Source organism: Acidimicrobiales bacterium (genome assembly GCA_035536915.1).
Lineage (GTDB): Bacteria > Actinomycetota > Acidimicrobiia > Acidimicrobiales > JAHWLA01 > JAHWLA01.
In genome coordinates this window covers 46,049-60,068 of sequence record DATLNE010000034.1, presented here as the reverse complement: position 1 = coordinate 60,068, position 14,020 = coordinate 46,049, and the positions used below count along the sequence as shown (strand labels likewise).

The 14,020-nt window shown below is 70.6% G+C and carries 16 protein-coding genes and 1 tRNA gene; 2 read left to right on the top strand and 15 right to left on the bottom strand.

The annotated features are described in order from the left end of the window. Positions 1–25 precede the first annotated feature (25 nt). The 10 genes from hpt to VM938_09895 all read right to left on the bottom strand — a co-directional run bounded on the left by hpt (position 26) and on the right by VM938_09895 (position 6,283). Positions 26–568, bottom strand: a complete 543-nt coding sequence (gene hpt, locus VM938_09940; GenBank protein HVF75358.1) for a hypoxanthine phosphoribosyltransferase — start codon at positions 566–568, stop codon at positions 26–28. A 12-nt stretch (positions 569–580) separates the two neighbouring features. Next, positions 581–1,483 carry a tRNA lysidine(34) synthetase TilS gene (gene tilS, locus VM938_09935; GenBank protein ID HVF75357.1) on the bottom strand — a complete coding sequence of 301 codons (903 nt, stop codon included), beginning with the start codon at positions 1,481–1,483 and terminating at the stop codon, positions 581–583. Next, entirely contained in the window at positions 1,440–2,192 is a 753-nt protein-coding gene (locus VM938_09930) for a response regulator (GenBank protein HVF75356.1), read from the bottom strand. Before VM938_09930 ends, tilS begins: the two co-directional genes overlap by 44 nt. Positions 2,193–2,204: 12 nt before the next feature. After that, positions 2,205–3,284 (bottom strand): zinc-dependent metalloprotease, encoded by a 1,080-nt coding sequence (locus tag VM938_09925; protein HVF75355.1) that lies wholly within the window; start codon positions 3,282–3,284, stop codon positions 2,205–2,207. Positions 3,285–3,291: 7 nt separating this feature from the next. Next, a complete protein-coding gene (locus VM938_09920; GenBank protein HVF75354.1) occupies positions 3,292–3,429 on the bottom strand; it encodes a hypothetical protein in 138 nt (45 codons plus the stop codon). A 252-nt stretch (positions 3,430–3,681) separates the two neighbouring features. Next, positions 3,682–3,966: a mycothiol system anti-sigma-R factor gene (gene rsrA, locus VM938_09915; protein HVF75353.1), complete on the bottom strand. Its 285-nt coding sequence runs from the start codon at positions 3,964–3,966 to the stop codon at positions 3,682–3,684. After that, entirely contained in the window at positions 3,966–4,532 is a 567-nt protein-coding gene (locus VM938_09910; GenBank protein ID HVF75352.1) for a sigma-70 family RNA polymerase sigma factor, read from the bottom strand. The genes rsrA and VM938_09910 overlap by 1 nt, the downstream gene beginning before the upstream one ends. 10 nt (positions 4,533–4,542) lie before the next feature. Further along, the gene (locus tag VM938_09905) at positions 4,543–5,244 is read right to left on the bottom strand and encodes a DUF2071 domain-containing protein (GenBank protein ID HVF75351.1); all 702 of its coding nucleotides are present in this window, start codon (positions 5,242–5,244) and stop codon (positions 4,543–4,545) included. Then, entirely contained in the window at positions 5,241–5,678 is a 438-nt protein-coding gene (locus tag VM938_09900; GenBank protein HVF75350.1) for an SRPBCC family protein, read from the bottom strand. Before VM938_09900 ends, VM938_09905 begins: the two co-directional genes overlap by 4 nt. Next, positions 5,678–6,283: a TetR/AcrR family transcriptional regulator gene (locus VM938_09895; GenBank protein HVF75349.1), complete on the bottom strand. Its 606-nt coding sequence runs from the start codon at positions 6,281–6,283 to the stop codon at positions 5,678–5,680. The genes VM938_09900 and VM938_09895 overlap by 1 nt, the downstream gene beginning before the upstream one ends. Positions 6,284–6,311: 28 nt before the next feature. Between VM938_09895 and VM938_09890 the strand changes: the two genes are divergently transcribed. Beyond that, complete coding sequence (locus VM938_09890) at positions 6,312–6,827, top strand: DinB family protein (GenBank protein HVF75348.1); 516 nt, start codon at positions 6,312–6,314, stop codon at positions 6,825–6,827. Then, entirely contained in the window at positions 6,824–8,203 is a 1,380-nt protein-coding gene (locus VM938_09885) for an NAD(P)-binding protein (GenBank protein ID HVF75347.1), read from the top strand. The genes VM938_09890 and VM938_09885 overlap by 4 nt, the downstream gene beginning before the upstream one ends. On the opposite strand, the gene VM938_09880 is transcribed toward VM938_09885, so the two are convergent. The 5 genes from VM938_09880 to topA form a co-directional block, all read right to left on the bottom strand. Beyond that, a tRNA-Thr gene (locus VM938_09880) sits at positions 8,204–8,279 on the bottom strand. Continuing rightward, positions 8,270–9,391, bottom strand: coding sequence for an ATP-binding protein (locus VM938_09875; protein ID HVF75346.1), 1,122 nt, complete (start codon positions 9,389–9,391; stop codon positions 8,270–8,272). The genes VM938_09880 and VM938_09875 overlap by 10 nt, the downstream gene beginning before the upstream one ends. After that, positions 9,384–9,974 carry a dTMP kinase gene (gene tmk / locus VM938_09870; GenBank protein HVF75345.1) on the bottom strand — a complete coding sequence of 197 codons (591 nt, stop codon included), beginning with the start codon at positions 9,972–9,974 and terminating at the stop codon, positions 9,384–9,386. Before tmk ends, VM938_09875 begins: the two co-directional genes overlap by 8 nt. Next, a complete protein-coding gene (locus VM938_09865) occupies positions 9,971–11,287 on the bottom strand; it encodes an MFS transporter (protein HVF75344.1) in 1,317 nt (438 codons plus the stop codon). Before VM938_09865 ends, tmk begins: the two co-directional genes overlap by 4 nt. Positions 11,288–11,371: 84 nt before the next feature. Beyond that, on the bottom strand, positions 11,372–13,978 hold the full coding sequence (gene topA / locus VM938_09860; GenBank protein HVF75343.1) for a type I DNA topoisomerase: 2,607 nt from the start codon (positions 13,976–13,978) through the stop codon (positions 11,372–11,374). Between the last annotated feature and the right edge of the window lie 42 nt (positions 13,979–14,020).

The window sequence follows — 14,020 nt, the reverse complement described above, 5'->3', positions numbered from 1 at the left end:
TTACCAGGGTACTGCGGCGCCTCCCCTACGACGCCGGCCCGAGGTAACGGCAGATGTAGGGGAGGTTGCGATAGCGCTCGGCCACGTCGAGCCCGTAGCCCACCACGAAATCGGGCGGGATGGGGAAGCCCACGTAACGCAGGTCGGGGTCGGTCTTCTGCAACCCGTCCTTGACGAACAAGGCGCACACCTCCAACGACGCAGGCCCACGGGCGGCCAGGTTGCGGCGCAGGTACGACAGCGTCAGCCCGCTGTCGACGATGTCCTCGACGACGATGACGTGGCGGCCGGTGAGGTCGAGGTCGAGGTCCTTGACGATGCGCACGACACCGCTGGTCTTGGTGGCGCTGCCGTACGACGACACCGCCATGAAATCGAACTCGACCGGCAGCGCAATGGTGCGGGCCAGGTCGCTCATGAAGATGAACGCGCCTTTGAGCACGCCGACCAGCAACGGCGCCTTGCCCTCGTAGTCGCGGGTGATGTCGGCGCCCAGTTCAGCGATGCGCTTCTGCAGCACGTCCTCGGGGACGACGATCTCGCCGAGGTTGGGGTCGGTCTCGAACATGGCGTCGGAACCTTACGCGCCGCGCTCGACTACCAAGCGGCCGCGGGACCGGCGCACCCGCAACCCCCCTGCCACCTCGCACGCTTTGGCCTCGTTGCGGGCCACCGCGAGCACCCGTTCCACCCCCGCGGCGTCGGGCGGGTGCTCGCCCGCCAAGAGGCGACGCACGGCCCGGCGGGCCAGCGCAGGCGGGGCGGCGGCCAAGGCCTTGGCGTCGGACGGGTCGAGGGCGTCGGCCAACGAGTCGAGCAGGTCGGCTTCCTCTCGCAGGACCGTGGCCTGCCGCGCCAACAGCGCAGCCACGTCGCGCTCGGCGATGGCGTCGAGCACCGGCAGCAGCTCGTGGCGGATCCGGTTGCGCACGAAGGCGGGGTCGTCGTTGGACGGGTCGGCCACCGGCTCCAGCCCGAGTTCGGCACACAGGGCACGGGTCTCGGCCCGGCGCAGGCGCAGGATCGGCCGGTGCACCCGGCCGTCGGCGCGCAGCATGGGCGCGAGCCCGTCGAGCCCGGCACCGCGCAGCAGGTTCAACAGCACCGTCTCGGCCAAGTCGTCGGCCGTGTGCCCCGTCGCCACGCCGTCGGGCAACGCCTGGTAACGAGCCGCCCGGGCGCGGGCTTCCAGGTTGGGCCCGGCACCCACGTCGATCCGCTCCGCCCGGAAGCGGGCGCCGAAGCGGGCGGCGGCGTCGGCCACCACATCGGCCTCGGCGGCCGAGCCGCGCCGCAAGCCGTGGTCGACATGGATGGCCGTCACGTCGCAGCCGGCCTCGCAGGCGAGGGCGAGCAGGGCGAGGGAGTCGGCGCCGCCCGACACCGCGCAGTCGAGCGCCGTCCCCGGCGCCGGGAACGAGCAGCGAGGCAGCAGGGCGTCAGTCGGCGGCGTCAGGGAGCCCACCTTGGCGGGCCACGGCAACCAGTTCGGCCACCGACTTCATCTCGAGCTTGCGGGCGATGCGGCGCAGGCTGGCGTAGACGTTGGAGCGGCTGACGCTCAGTCGTTCGGCGGCCTCCCGCACCGTCGGCGTGGTCGCCACCATCTGCAGCAGCTCGCGCTGCTTGACCGACAGTGTGTCGACCCCGTCGGCCGACAGCCGGGGCGTGCGGTAGGCGGCGGGCTTGGCTTCGGGCGCCCCGTCGAGCTTGGTGAGCTTGGGGCGGGCGCCCTCGGGCGGTGCCGAATCGCCACGCTCCATGCGGGCCAACTGCTCCAGCGCGTCGTGCTGCACCTTGCGCCGCTTGACCGGCTCCGGGTCGCCTTCCAAGGCGTTGCGCACCTCGGCCCGCAGCTCGGTCAACGAGAACGGCTTGGTGAGGTAGCGGATGGCGCCTTCGATGCCGCCCCGCAACCGGTCCATCTCGTCGGTGCGGGCGGTGAGCATGAGGACGGGCACCGACGCGGCGTCGCTGCCGTGCTGCGACTTGATGCGCGACAGGACCTCCCAGCCGTCCATGCCCGGCATCATCACATCGAGCACGATCACGTCGGGCACCTGCGTCGCCACGAGCTGTAGGGCCTCGTGCCCATCTCGGGCTGTCGAGACCACGTGCCCGTCGAGTTCGAGGTTGATGCGCACGAGCTCGCGGATGTCGTCTTCGTCGTCGACGACGAGAACGGATGCCATCGCACGGCCAGGCTACCGATTGGCAGCAGGCCTCGGTGGCACACGTGCGACCCAAAGGTCCGGATCGCGGATTTCCGCCAGCGTGGGAAGGAGCTCGGGGCCGTCCCACACCCGGTCCAACAAGGCGGTCCCGCCCTCCGCTTCCACGGCGGCGATGAAGCGCTCCCCCTCCTCGTACTGGCGCATTTTGGCTTCGAGGCCGATGAGCTTCTGCAGCAGCTTGGCCGGGCCGCCCACCGACGCCCGCCGCTCTCGCAGCACCCGGGCGAAGCGCTCGGCGCTGGGGATGCGATCGGCGCCGGCGCGATCCATGGTCACGTCGCCGTGGCCCTCCAGCAGGCTCATCAGCCCCTGCACCTGCACCAGCACGGCGTGCTGTTCGGGGCCGGCCAGCAAGGCGACCACGCCCCCCTCGTCGAGGGGGTTGCGCCCGGCCCGCACCTCGTCGACGGCGCGTCGCAAGGCTTCGAGGAACCGCTTGGGGTCGGGGTCGATGGCGTTGAGGCTGCGGTCGACCAGGGAGCGGAAGTGGTCGCGCATCCACGGCACGCCGGTGAACTGGGCCCGGTGCGTGACCTCGTGCAAGGCCAGCCACAAGCGGAACTCGCGGGGCGGGAAGGCGAAGCGCTTCTCCAGGGCCAGGACGTTGGGGCCCACGTAGTAGACGATGTCCTGGTCCTCAGGACGCTCGTCCTCCACCAGCAGCAGGTCGTACTGGCCGAGCACCCGGGTCGACATCCAGCCGAGCATCGTGCCCAACTGCGCCCCGGCCACGGCTCGGCTCACGGGTGCGATAGGGCTCTTGTCGAGGCGAGGGCCGAGCTTGTCGGTGACGGGGCGTAGCAGGCGCTGGAACGAGGCCAGGTTGGCGCGCACCCATCCTGCTCGGTCGGTGACCCGGGCGCGGGCGGGGCCGGCGAGGGAGCGCAGCCCGGTGGCCAACGCCACCAGTTCCTCGGCCTCGGCGGTCAGTTCCTCGAAGTCGGGCTGCAGGGCGGCGTAGTGGTACGACGACTCCAGCGGGTCTCGGCCGGCCACCTTGACGGCGACGCGTTCAGCCAGTTCCCACGAGATCGGGCCGCCGCCGCTCACCCGGGATCTACCGCCGGGGGTGCTTCTGCGAGGTCACCTTCACGAGATAGCCGACGACGAGGGCGAGGGCGGCCAGCACCCCTGTGCCGAACAGGACGAACGACAGCCAGTAGTGCCAGACCTTCGCAGCCAGGATCGGGTCCATGGGGGCTGATCGTAGGTGGCGTCGCCGGCGAGGTCGAAATGCCGGTCAGGCGATCTTCTTGCCCCGGGTGCGAGGCACCGTCAGGGGCTCGTGCTGCGAGCAGTACTTGCCGGAGTTGTACATCGAGAGGCGGGTTTCGCAGCCCGGCTCCTTGCACACCCGATTCCTCCCGAACGACCTCGACGGTCGCCCGCCCCCGTTGAACGGGGTCCCTGCAACGGAACGTTCGCTCATCTCCCAAGCAAACGTCCGCTAGGGAGTCGGTATTCCGCCCTCGGATGTGCCAAAGGTCGCTTCGTGGTCGATGGCCTGAGCGATGCGCTCTCGCAGCGCCTCGGGCACCTGGTCGCGACACTTCTGGGCGATGACGAGGCGAAGCTCGGCCTCGAAGTCGAACGCCTCCAGGCACGGCAGGCAGGCGTCGAGGTGCTGCTGGATCTGCTGGCGCTTGTCGCCCGTGAGCTCGCCGTCGAGGAAGTGGTAGAGCCGGTGGACGGCGTCGTCGCACTCGGGCTTGTCGGGAATGTGGTCGTCCATCAGCGCTCCCCGACAAGGCCGTGTTGCATACCGAACTCGTACAACGTCTTTTGCAGCGCCCTTCTTCCCCGGTGCAGCCGGCTCATGACCGTGCCGATCGGGATGTCGAGGATTTCGGCGATCTCCTTGTATGAGAAACCCTCCACGTCGGCCAGCAGCACCGCCATGCGGAACTGCTCGGGCAGCGACTCCAGGGCGTCCTTCACCTCGTCGTCGGTGAAACGGTCGAGCACCTCTTCCTCGGCGCTGCGCCCGGCGGCAGCGGCTTCCAGGCCGCCCAGGCGGTGGTAGAGGTAGAGGTCCTCGACGTCGTCGACGTCGGTCATCTCGGGCCGGCGCTTCTTGGCCCGGTACATGTTGATGAACGTGTTGGTGAGGATGCGGTAGAGCCAGGCCTTGAGGTTGGTGCCCTGCTCGAAGCCGGCGAAGGCGCGGTAGGCCTTGAGGTAGGTCTCCTGCACCAGGTCCTCGGCGTCGGCCGGGTTGCGGGTCATGCGCAGGGCCGCGGAGTACAGCGACGGCATGTACTCCATCGCCTGTTCGGCGAACCGGGCTTGGTCGGCCATGCGGTCGACACTACCCGGCGGTGGTGGTTCCCAGACCGGTGCGAGGGCGAAGGGTGACGGCCAGATCGTCGGCCACGTGCACGACCGGCTCGCCCGTCGGCGCGGGCAGGCCGTCGGCCACCAGCAGGCCCGGGTCGAGCGCCCTGACCGTCCCGTGGCGGAGGCGCCACGGCTCGTGCTGGGCCTGCACCACGGTGTAGTGCTCGCCCCGGCGGGTCCACATGAGGAAACGGGTGGTGAGGAAGGCGGCCAGGTCGTCGGTCGCCCTCGGAGCGCCCACGTCGAGCACCACCGACGAGTGCGCCCGACGATGCGGCCGGCGGCGGGTCGACTCGTAGGTGCGTGTGGTCGGGGTGGTTGTGACCCGCATGCGGGCCCACATGTAGGGCAGGCGGAACGTGGCGCGGGCGACGGCCACGGCGCCCAGGCGGGCGGCGTCGAGAGACAGGAACCAGATGCCGGTGCGCCCGTCGGGGCCGCGCACGTAGGTGCGGACGTTGGTCTCCGGGAAGGCGCACGCCCACGGCACGTACGGCGTGCACCGGGGGCGGATGCGTAGGTCGAAGGGGATGAGGCCTACCCACGCCTTGCCGTCGTAGGTCTCGACGGTGAGGCCGGGCGGCAGCAGCGCCTGCACCACGGCGGGGTCGTAGGCCCAGTGCACGAACGACAGCGAGTTCCACTCCTGGTGCATGGCGATGCGCTCGGTCATGCCCGGCCTCCTTCCGCCAAGGTGCGGATGTGGTGGTTACGGGCTTGGAGCAGGCGCACCATGTAGCCGTGCAGGACGGGCACGGGCACCGGCGCGGCGTAGTCGACCTCGTCGACCATCAGGGTCCCCGCGGGGTGCGCCTCGAAGCGGTGCACATGGCACCAGCGGCGGAACGGCCCCGACTGCATCTCGTCGGTGAACGTGGTGGGCGGCTCGGCGGCCGTGATGCGCGAGCGCACCCGCCAGGTGATGCCGAAGTGTCGGGCCTTCCACGTGACCTCGTCGTGCAGTGTCATGCGGCCGTGCGTGATGCCGAGCACGGCCTGTTCGTTCGACGGGCGCGTCGAGCCCATGTGCACGTCGACGTCGAGCGAGAGGTCGTAGACGAGTTGGCGCTCGGCTGCGACGACGGTCTCCAGGTAGATGCGCGGCATCAGGCCGTCCCCAGGAAGGCGCCCAGCATCGAGGCCACGTTGGTGCCCGCGGCGAACAGCGACTCGGCCCGGCTGTCGTCGCCGTCGAGGTGGGTCAAGAGCTCGATGCCCAGGTAGAGGGCGACGATGCCGTAGGCCAGGTCGCGCGGTGGCACCAGTTCGGCCACCGGTGAGTCGCCCAGCACCCGCACGATGGCCGCCTCCGTGAACGCGGCCCACGGCACGATGCGAGCCGAGATCTCGGGTCGCAGGTCGGGGGCCGACAGCAGTTCGGCCAGCACGGTGATGTGCCCCTCGGCCAGGTCCTCGCGGTAGACGTCGCCCGCCACCCGGAACAGTTCGGGCAAGGTCTGCACCTCGGCCAAGGCCGCTTGGTAGCGGGCCATGCGCCGGTCGCTGGTGGCGTCGAGGGCGGCCAGCAGCAGTTCGTTGACCGAGCCGAAGTAGTAGAAGACGAGGGCCTGGTTGAAGCCGCCGGTGCGGGCCACGGCCCGGGCGCTGGTGCCCGCGTAGCCGTCCTGCTTCAGGGTGGCCAACGCCGCCTCGACGATGCGTTGCCTGGTGTCCTGGGCCATCTTGAGCACCTGCTTTAAGCGAGTGCTCAAACCGTAGCACGCGGCAGACTCCACAGTCATGGTCGAAGAGCTGCAGGACCCGCGCCGCCAGGAGCCCTCGTTCGTCCTTCCCGAACGGGAGATGCTCGAAGGCTGGCTGGAGTTCCACCGCACCACCCTGCTGCTCAAGTGCGAGGGGCTCGACGACGCCGGGCGCAAGGCCCGGCCGGTGGCGACCTCGGCGCTGTCACTGCACGGGCTGGTGCGTCACATGGGCGAGGTGGAGCGCAACTGGTTCCGCCGGGTGCTGCTGCAGGAAAGCGCCCCGCCCATCTGGTACGACCGCACAATCCCCGACAGCGAGCTCGTCCCCCTCGACGACGCCGACTGGGAGGCCGACCTGGCCACGTGGCAGGCCGAGTGCGAGCACAGCCGCACGGCGGCCGCCCGCTTCGGCCTCGACGACACCGGGGTGCGACACGGTGAGCCGTGCTCGCTTCGGTGGATCTACACCCACATGATCGAGGAGTACGCCCGCCACAACGGGCACGCCGATCTCATCCGGGAGCTGGTCGACGGGCAGGTGGGGGCGTGACCGTTGACGTCGATTACCTGATCGTCGGCGCGGGCGCCACGGGGATGGCCTTTGCCGACACCATGCTCACCGAGTCGGAGGCGACGATGGCCATCGTCGATCGCCACGATCGGCCGGGCGGCCACTGGACCCACGCGTACCCGTTCGTTCGCCTGCACCAGCCTGCGGCAACCTACGGCGTCGAATCCCGTCCGCTCGGTTCCGGCGCCAAGGACGAAGCCGGGCTCAACAAGGGGTTCTACGACTTGGCCTCCGGCGCCGAGGTGCTCAGCCACTTCGACCTCGTCATGAGGGAGCGCTTCCTCCCCTCGGGCCGCGTGCAGTACCTGCCCATGAGCGAAGTGGCCGACAGCGGCGACGTGGTCTCGCTGCTGTCGGGCAGGCGCACCGAGGTCAGGGCAGGCAAGCTCGTCGATGCCACCTATTCCAGGGTCGCCGTGCCGTCGACGCACACGCCGACGTTCGCCGTCGATCCCGAGGTCGCCTTCGTGCCCGTAAACGACCTCCCCCGGCGGGCACCTGAGTTCCGGCGCTACGTCGTGATCGGCGCGGGCAAGACGGGCATGGACGCCTGCCTCTGGCTGCTCGCCAACGGCGCGGAGCCCGACTGCATCCGCTGGATCATGCCGAGGGACTCCTGGTTGCTGAACCGAGCCAACTACCAACCGGGCGACGAGTTCCTGGAGCGGGCGGCGAAGGGCCTGGCCGACCAGGTGGAAGCGCTGGCCGGGGCCGAGTCGGTCGACGACCTGTTCCTACGGCTCGAAGCGGCCGACGAGGTTCGGCGCATCGACCCGTTGGTCACCCCGACGGCCTACCACTGCGCCATCGTCAGCGACGCCGAGCTCGACGAGCTCCGCCGCATCCGCGACATCGTGCGCCTCGGCCGCGTGACTCGCATCGAGGCCGAGCGGATCGTCCTCGCCGGGGGCGAGGTACCGACGAGCGGCGATTGCCTCCATGTCGACTGCTCAGCCGTCGGCATCCCGACGCGGCCGACCAGGCCGGTGTTCGAAGGCGACCGCATCACGCTGCAGTTCGTGCGGCTGTGCCAACCGGTGTTCAGCGCAGCGCTGATCGCCCGCGTCGAGGCAGTGCTCGACGACGACGGCGAGAAGAACCGCCTCTGCGCGCCGATCGCGCCGCTGTCGGTGCCGTCCCACTGGCCGGAGCGGATGGTGGTGGAGCTGGCGAACCGACGACGGTGGTCGACAACCCCCGAGGTCGCCGAGTGGCTGGTCCGGTCCCGCCTCGACGGGTTCGCCAAGCGGGTGCGGTCGCTCACCGGCACCGAGACGGCGACGCTCGCTCATCTGCAGCGTTACGCGGCGCACGCCGGCGCAGCGAGCGAAAACGCCCGCAGGCTGACGGCGTGATGGAGCCCGAGGGGGGATTCGAACCCCCGACCTACGCATTACGAGTGCGTTGCTCTGCCGACTGAGCTACCCGGGCGCGGGTCGTAGGTTAGCAACGCCCACCTGGCCCAACTTCAGGAGAAGCGCCTGCAGCAGCAGCACCTCGTTGGGGTTGCGGACCAGGCCGTCGTTGGCGGCGGTGATCGCCTCCAGTGCGGCGAGGGCGCCGTCGGCCCGCCCGCCCGCCAGCAGGCGGTCGCGGTAGGCGCCCGCCAGCGTCGACAGGCCGAAGCGCAACTCGTCGGTGCGCACCCGCCGCTGCTCCCGCTTGTGGCGCTCGGTCATCTCCTTGCGACCCAGTCCGCGCTCGCCGTAGGCCTTGGCCCGGGCGTCGAGTTGGGCCAACTCTTCGGTGTGGCGGGCGGCCAGGGGCTCGACGATGGTGTCGAGGGAGGCCAGCAGTTCGTCGACCAGCTTGGCGGCGGTGGCGCCGGTGTCGTCGAGGCGGTCGGGCACGCCTTGCCACAGCGCCCGCCGTTCGGCGAAGCCGGGGTCGGAGGCGAGCAGGCGGGCGCGGTCGATGCGTCCCTCGGCGGCCACGGCGACGGACTGGGCGGTGTCGGCATCGACCCCTTCGGCCACCAGCGCTTCGACCAGCACCTGCTCGGGCACCGGGCGGAAGGCGATGCGCACGCAGCGGCTGGCGATGGTCACGAAGTCGGCGGGCACCGACTCGGCCAGCCCCACGAACACCGTGCTCTCCGGCGGTTCCTCGATGGTCTTCAGCAGGGCGGCGGCGATGGGTGCGGCGAGGTGGAACTCGGGGATGACGATGACCTTGCGGTGGCCCTCGACCGGGGAACGGGCCGCCAGCCGGGTGATCTCGCGGGCGTCGTCGACGGCCATGCGGGCGCCCGCCCGTTCGTAGAGCACGAGGTCGGGGTGCGTGCCCGCCAGGGCGCGGGTGCACTCGGTGCAGATGCCGCACCCGCCGGTGGCGCACAACAGCGAGGCGGCGAACGAACGGGCGGCGGTGCGCTTGCCCGTTCCCGGCGGCCCCACGAACAGGTAGGCGTGCACGGGCGCCCGCGCCGCGGCGTGCAAGGCAGCCACGGCGGCCTCTTGGCCCACCACGCCGGCGTAGAGCGTGTTCTGGTGGGGGAATCCCGCGTCCTGGCGCGGGATTCCCCCACCAGAAGCCTCAGCCACTCGCGCCCACCGCCTGCCAGACCCGTTCCGTCACCTCGTCGACGCTACCGACTCCCGAGACGACGACCCACCGCTCGGGCTCGGCGGCGGCCAGGGCGCGGAAGCCTTCGACGACCCGGTGGTGGAAGTCGGCGCCTGCCGCTTCGAAGCGGTCGAGCACGCCGAGGCGTTGGCGGGCCACGTCGTCGGGCACGTCGAGCAGCACCACGACGTCGGGCCACAGCCCGCCGGTGGCGAACTCCGACAAGGCCCGCACGGCGTCGATGTCGAGGCCGCGGCCGAAGCCCTGGTACGCCAGTGACGAGCCCGCGTAGCGGTCGGTCACCACGTCGCGTCCGGCGTCGAGGGCGGGACGGATGACCTCGGCCACGTGCTGAGCCCGGGCCGCCGCCATGAACAACGCCTCGGCCCGGGGGTCGAGGTCGACCAGGGCGGGGTCGAGCAAGAGGTCACGCACCCGTTCGCCCACGGCGGTGCCGCCCGGCTCGCGGGTGAGGACGGCCCCGAGGCGGCTGGCCAGCAGCGCCGCCTGCGTCGACTTGCCCGAGGCGTCGCCGCCCTCGAAGGCGATGAACCTGCTCATCGACTGGTGCGCAACGACCGCTGGGCCAGCAGGGCGGCCATGAGGATGATCGACCCGCCGAACCAGAGGGTGAGGCGGGCCCCTTCGATCCCCTCGAAGAGGTCGTCGAGCAACGACGAGAGGGCGGGCGCCACCACGAACGACAGCAGCAGACAGAAGCGGATGAGCGTGTAGAGGGTGGCGAAGATGCGGCCCCGCAGTTCGTTCTCCACGTTCGTCTGCAGCAGGGTGAAGCCGAGGATGTAGACGGCGCCCGCGCAGAGCCCGAGCACCGACACGAAAGCAAGGGCCGGGGTGAGCGACGACATCGAGGCGCCGGCCACGATGCAGGCGCCCGCGCCGACCAGCGCCCACACGAACAGGCGGGCATGCGGCACTCGCTTCTGGATCACGGAGAGGCCGATGATGCCGAGCGCCACGCCGGTGCCCAGGGCGGTGAGCAGGAGGCCGAAGCCCGCCGTGCCCGCGCCGAAGACCTCGCTCGACATGACGGGGCCGAGCGGCACCACCATGCCGCCGCCGATGAGGCCGGTGGCCAGGCCGACGATGACCGAGCGCACCACGGCGTTCTGGCCGATGAAGCGCCAGCCTTCGGCCAGTTCTCGGAAGGTCTGGCGGAAGTCGATGCCGCGGGGGCGGTCGACCTTGGGCGTGCGTGGCAGGGCGACGGTGGCGATGAGCAGGGCGGAGACGAAGAACGTCAGCACGTCGAACCAGATGGCCACCGTCTCCTGGCTCAGTCGCAGGGCATCGAGGCTGTCGTAGCGCGACAGCCACTCGGCCACCTTGGCCATGCCCGCGAAGAGGGCCGAGGCGATGGGGAAGGTGCCGTAGGCGGCGATCAACGAAAGGGAGTTGGCCGTGGCCAGGGCGTCGGCGTGCACCAGGTTGGGGACCGACGCCTCCTTGGCCGGCGACCACAGCAGCGTCAGCACTTCGAGCAGCAGGGAGACGAAGAACAGGCCCGGGATGGTGTCGACGAACGGCAGGGTGGCGAGCACCAGGCCGCGGCCGATGTCGCACATGACCATGACCCGCTTGCGGTCCCACCGGTCGACCAGCACGCCCGCGGCCGGGGCGAGGAAGAACCCCGGGATCAGCCGGGCCGACAGGACGAGGCCGACAGCGGCCTCCGGCGACGACCCGCCGATGCGGGCGGCGATGGCAGCCACGGCGACGAACCCGATCCAGTCGCCCATCGACGACACCACTTGGGCCACCCACAACCGGAAGAAGGAGGGGGTGCCGAACAGGCGGATGGTCGAGGCGCGGTCGGGCAACGGGTCGACGGGGTCGAGGGTGGGCTCCGCCACAGTGCGCACAGGGTAGTGGGGCACCACCCCCACTCCCGAGTACACGGCGTACGGATTCCGTACGCCATGTACTCGGGACGGGGGTTAACGGCGGGCTTTGGCGGCTTTCTTGGTGGTGCGGCCCGCCTTCTTCTTGGGCGGGCCTGCGGCGCGGCGGTCGGCCAGCAGTTCGGCGGCCCGCTCCGGGGTGAGTTCCTCGACGCTGTCGCCCTTGCGCAGCGAGGCGTTGGTCTCGCCGTCGGTCACGTACGGCCCGAAGCGGCCTTCCTTCAGCACCACCGGCTTGCCGCTCACCGGGTCGTCGCCCAGTTCGCGCAACGGCGGCGCCGCGGCCGCGCCCCGCCCCCGCTGCTTGGGCTGGGCGAAGACCGCCTGGCACTCCTCCAGCGTGATCGTCAGCAACTGCTCCTCCGACTCGATCGAGCGCGAGTCGGTGCCCTTCTTGATGTACGGCCCGTAGCGCCCGTTCTGGGCGGTGATCTCCTTGCCGTCAGTGGGGTCGACCCCGACCACCCGCGGCAACTGCAACAGCCGCAGCGCATCCTCCAACGTCACCGAGTCGAGCGTCATCGACTTGAACAGCGACGCCGTGCGGGGCTTGGTCTTCGACCCCGCGTCGCCTTCGCCCAACTGCACATACGGCCCGTAGCGCCCGGCCTTGGCCACCACCGGCAGCCCGGCCTCGGGGTCCTCCCCCAACACGCGGTCGCCGCTGGGCGCCGACAGCAGCTCCTCGGCCTTCTCGGCGGTCAGCTCGTCGGGCGCCAGGTCTTCGGGCACGGATGCCCGCTCGTCGCCCCGCTGCACGTACGGGCCGTAGCGCCCCACCCGCACCATGATCTCGTCGTTGACGGGGATGGAGTTCACCTCGCGGGCGTCGATCTCGCCGAGGTGGTCCGACACGAGCTGCTTCAACCCGGGCACGCCGCTCGCGTTCCCGAAGTAGAACGAGGTCAGCCACGGCACGGCTTCTTCGCCGCCCGCGGCGATCTCGTCGAGCTCGGACTCCATGTCGGCGGTGAAGGCGTAGTCGACGAGCTTGGGGAAGTGCCGCTCCAACAACCCCACCACGGCGAAGGCGGTGAACGACGGCACCAGCGCCGTGCCCTTCTTCCACACGTAGCCGCGGTCTTGGATGGTGCCGATGATCGAGGCGTAGGTGGACGGCCGGCCCACGCCCATCTCCTCCAGCGCCCGCACCAGCGAGGCTTCGGTGTAGCGGGCAGGCGGCTGGGTCGAATGCCCCTTGGCCTCCAGCCCGGCCAGCCCGAGGGCGTCACCGGCGGCCATGGCGGGCAGCCGCACCTCGCGGTCTTCCAGTTCGGCGTCGGGATCGTCGGAGCCCTCGACGTAGGCCCGCATGTAGCCGGGGAAGGTGATGACCTGGCCGCTGGCCGCGAACTCGGCGTCCTCGCCTGCGCTCGACCGCCCGCCCAGGCGCACCTGCACGCGCTGGCCCGCGGCGTCCTTCATCTGCGAGGCCACGGTGCGCTTCCAGATGAGCTCGTACAGGCGGGCCTCGTCGGCGCCCACCTCACGGGCCACCTGCTCGGGGCGGCGGAAGGAGTCGCCCGCCGGACGGATGGCCTCGTGGGCCTCCTGGGCGTTCTTGACCTTCTTCTCGTACCGCCGCGGCGCGTCGGGCACGTAGTCGGCGCCGTAGAGCTCGGCGGCCTGGGTGCGGGCCGCGGTCAGCGCCGTCTCCGACAAGGTGGTGCTGTCGGTGCGCATGTAGGTGATGTAGCCGTTCTCGTACAGTCGCTGGGCGACCTGCATGGTGCGCTGCGACGAGAAGCGCAGCTTGCGGCCCGCCTCCTGCTGCAACGTCGAGGTCATGAACGGCGGCTTGGGCGAGGTCTTGAACGGCTTCTCCTCGACCGAGCGCACGGCGATCTCGGCGCCGCCCAGCCGCTCGGCCAGCGACCGCGCCGCAGGCTCGTCGAGCACCACGACACTCGCCTTGGGCGTGCCCGACTCGTCGAAGTCCTTGCCGGTCGCCAGCCGCTTGCCGTCGATGCTGACGAGCCCGGCGGTGAAGGCGTCGGCCTCCTTGGTGAACGTGCCCTCGAGGTCCCAGTAGCCCGCGGCCCGGAAGCGCATGCGGGCCCGCTCGCGCTCGACGAGGATGCGGGTGGCGACGCTCTGCACCCGGCCCGCCGACAGCTTCGGCATGACCTTCTTCCAGAGGACAGGCGACACCTCGTAGCCGAACAGGCGGTCGAGGATGCGCCGTGCCTCCTGGGCGTCGACCAGCCGGCGGTCGAGCTCGCGCCACTCGCTCACGGCCCGCTCGATGGCGGGGCGGGTGATCTCGTGGAACACCATGCGCTTGACCGGGATGTTGGCCGGCGGGTTCAGCACCTCCAACAGGTGCCACGCGATCGACTCGCCTTCGCGGTCCTCGTCGGTTGCGAGATAGAGCTCGCTGGCGTCCTTCAGCAGCGCCTTGAGCTTCTTGACTTGGTCCTTCTTCTCGCGGGACACCACGTACAGCGGCTTGAACCCGTTGTCGACGTCGACGCCCAGCCGCGCCCACGGCTCGCCCTTCAATGCGGGCGGGACGTCGGCGGCGTTGCGAGGCAGGTCGCGGATGTGGCCGATCGACGACTCCACGACGAAATCGCCGCCGAGGAAGCCGGCAATGGTCTTCGCCTTGGCCGGCGATTCCACGATGACGAGGGGCTTGGGCATGGTTTTTCGAGGTCAGCAGACGGGGGCGGGACTGTCAATACA

Coding starts and splice junctions, on each gene's coding strand:
- hpt (HVF75358.1), bottom strand. CDS start 568: ATGTTCGAGACCGACCCCAACCTCGGCGAGATCGTCGTCCCCGAGGAC.
- VM938_09930 (HVF75356.1), bottom strand. CDS start 2,192: ATGGCATCCGTTCTCGTCGTCGACGACGAAGACGACATCCGCGAGCTC.
- VM938_09920 (HVF75354.1), bottom strand. CDS start 3,429: ATGGACCCGATCCTGGCTGCGAAGGTCTGGCACTACTGGCTGTCGTTC.
- rsrA (HVF75353.1), bottom strand. CDS start 3,966: ATGGACGACCACATTCCCGACAAGCCCGAGTGCGACGACGCCGTCCAC.
- VM938_09910 (HVF75352.1), bottom strand. CDS start 4,532: ATGGCCGACCAAGCCCGGTTCGCCGAACAGGCGATGGAGTACATGCCG.
- VM938_09905 (HVF75351.1), bottom strand. CDS start 5,244: ATGACCGAGCGCATCGCCATGCACCAGGAGTGGAACTCGCTGTCGTTC.
- VM938_09900 (HVF75350.1), bottom strand. CDS start 5,678: ATGCCGCGCATCTACCTGGAGACCGTCGTCGCAGCCGAGCGCCAACTC.
- VM938_09890 (HVF75348.1), top strand. CDS start 6,312: ATGGTCGAAGAGCTGCAGGACCCGCGCCGCCAGGAGCCCTCGTTCGTC.
- tmk (HVF75345.1), bottom strand. CDS start 9,974: ATGAGCAGGTTCATCGCCTTCGAGGGCGGCGACGCCTCGGGCAAGTCG.
- topA (HVF75343.1), bottom strand. CDS start 13,978: ATGCCCAAGCCCCTCGTCATCGTGGAATCGCCGGCCAAGGCGAAGACC.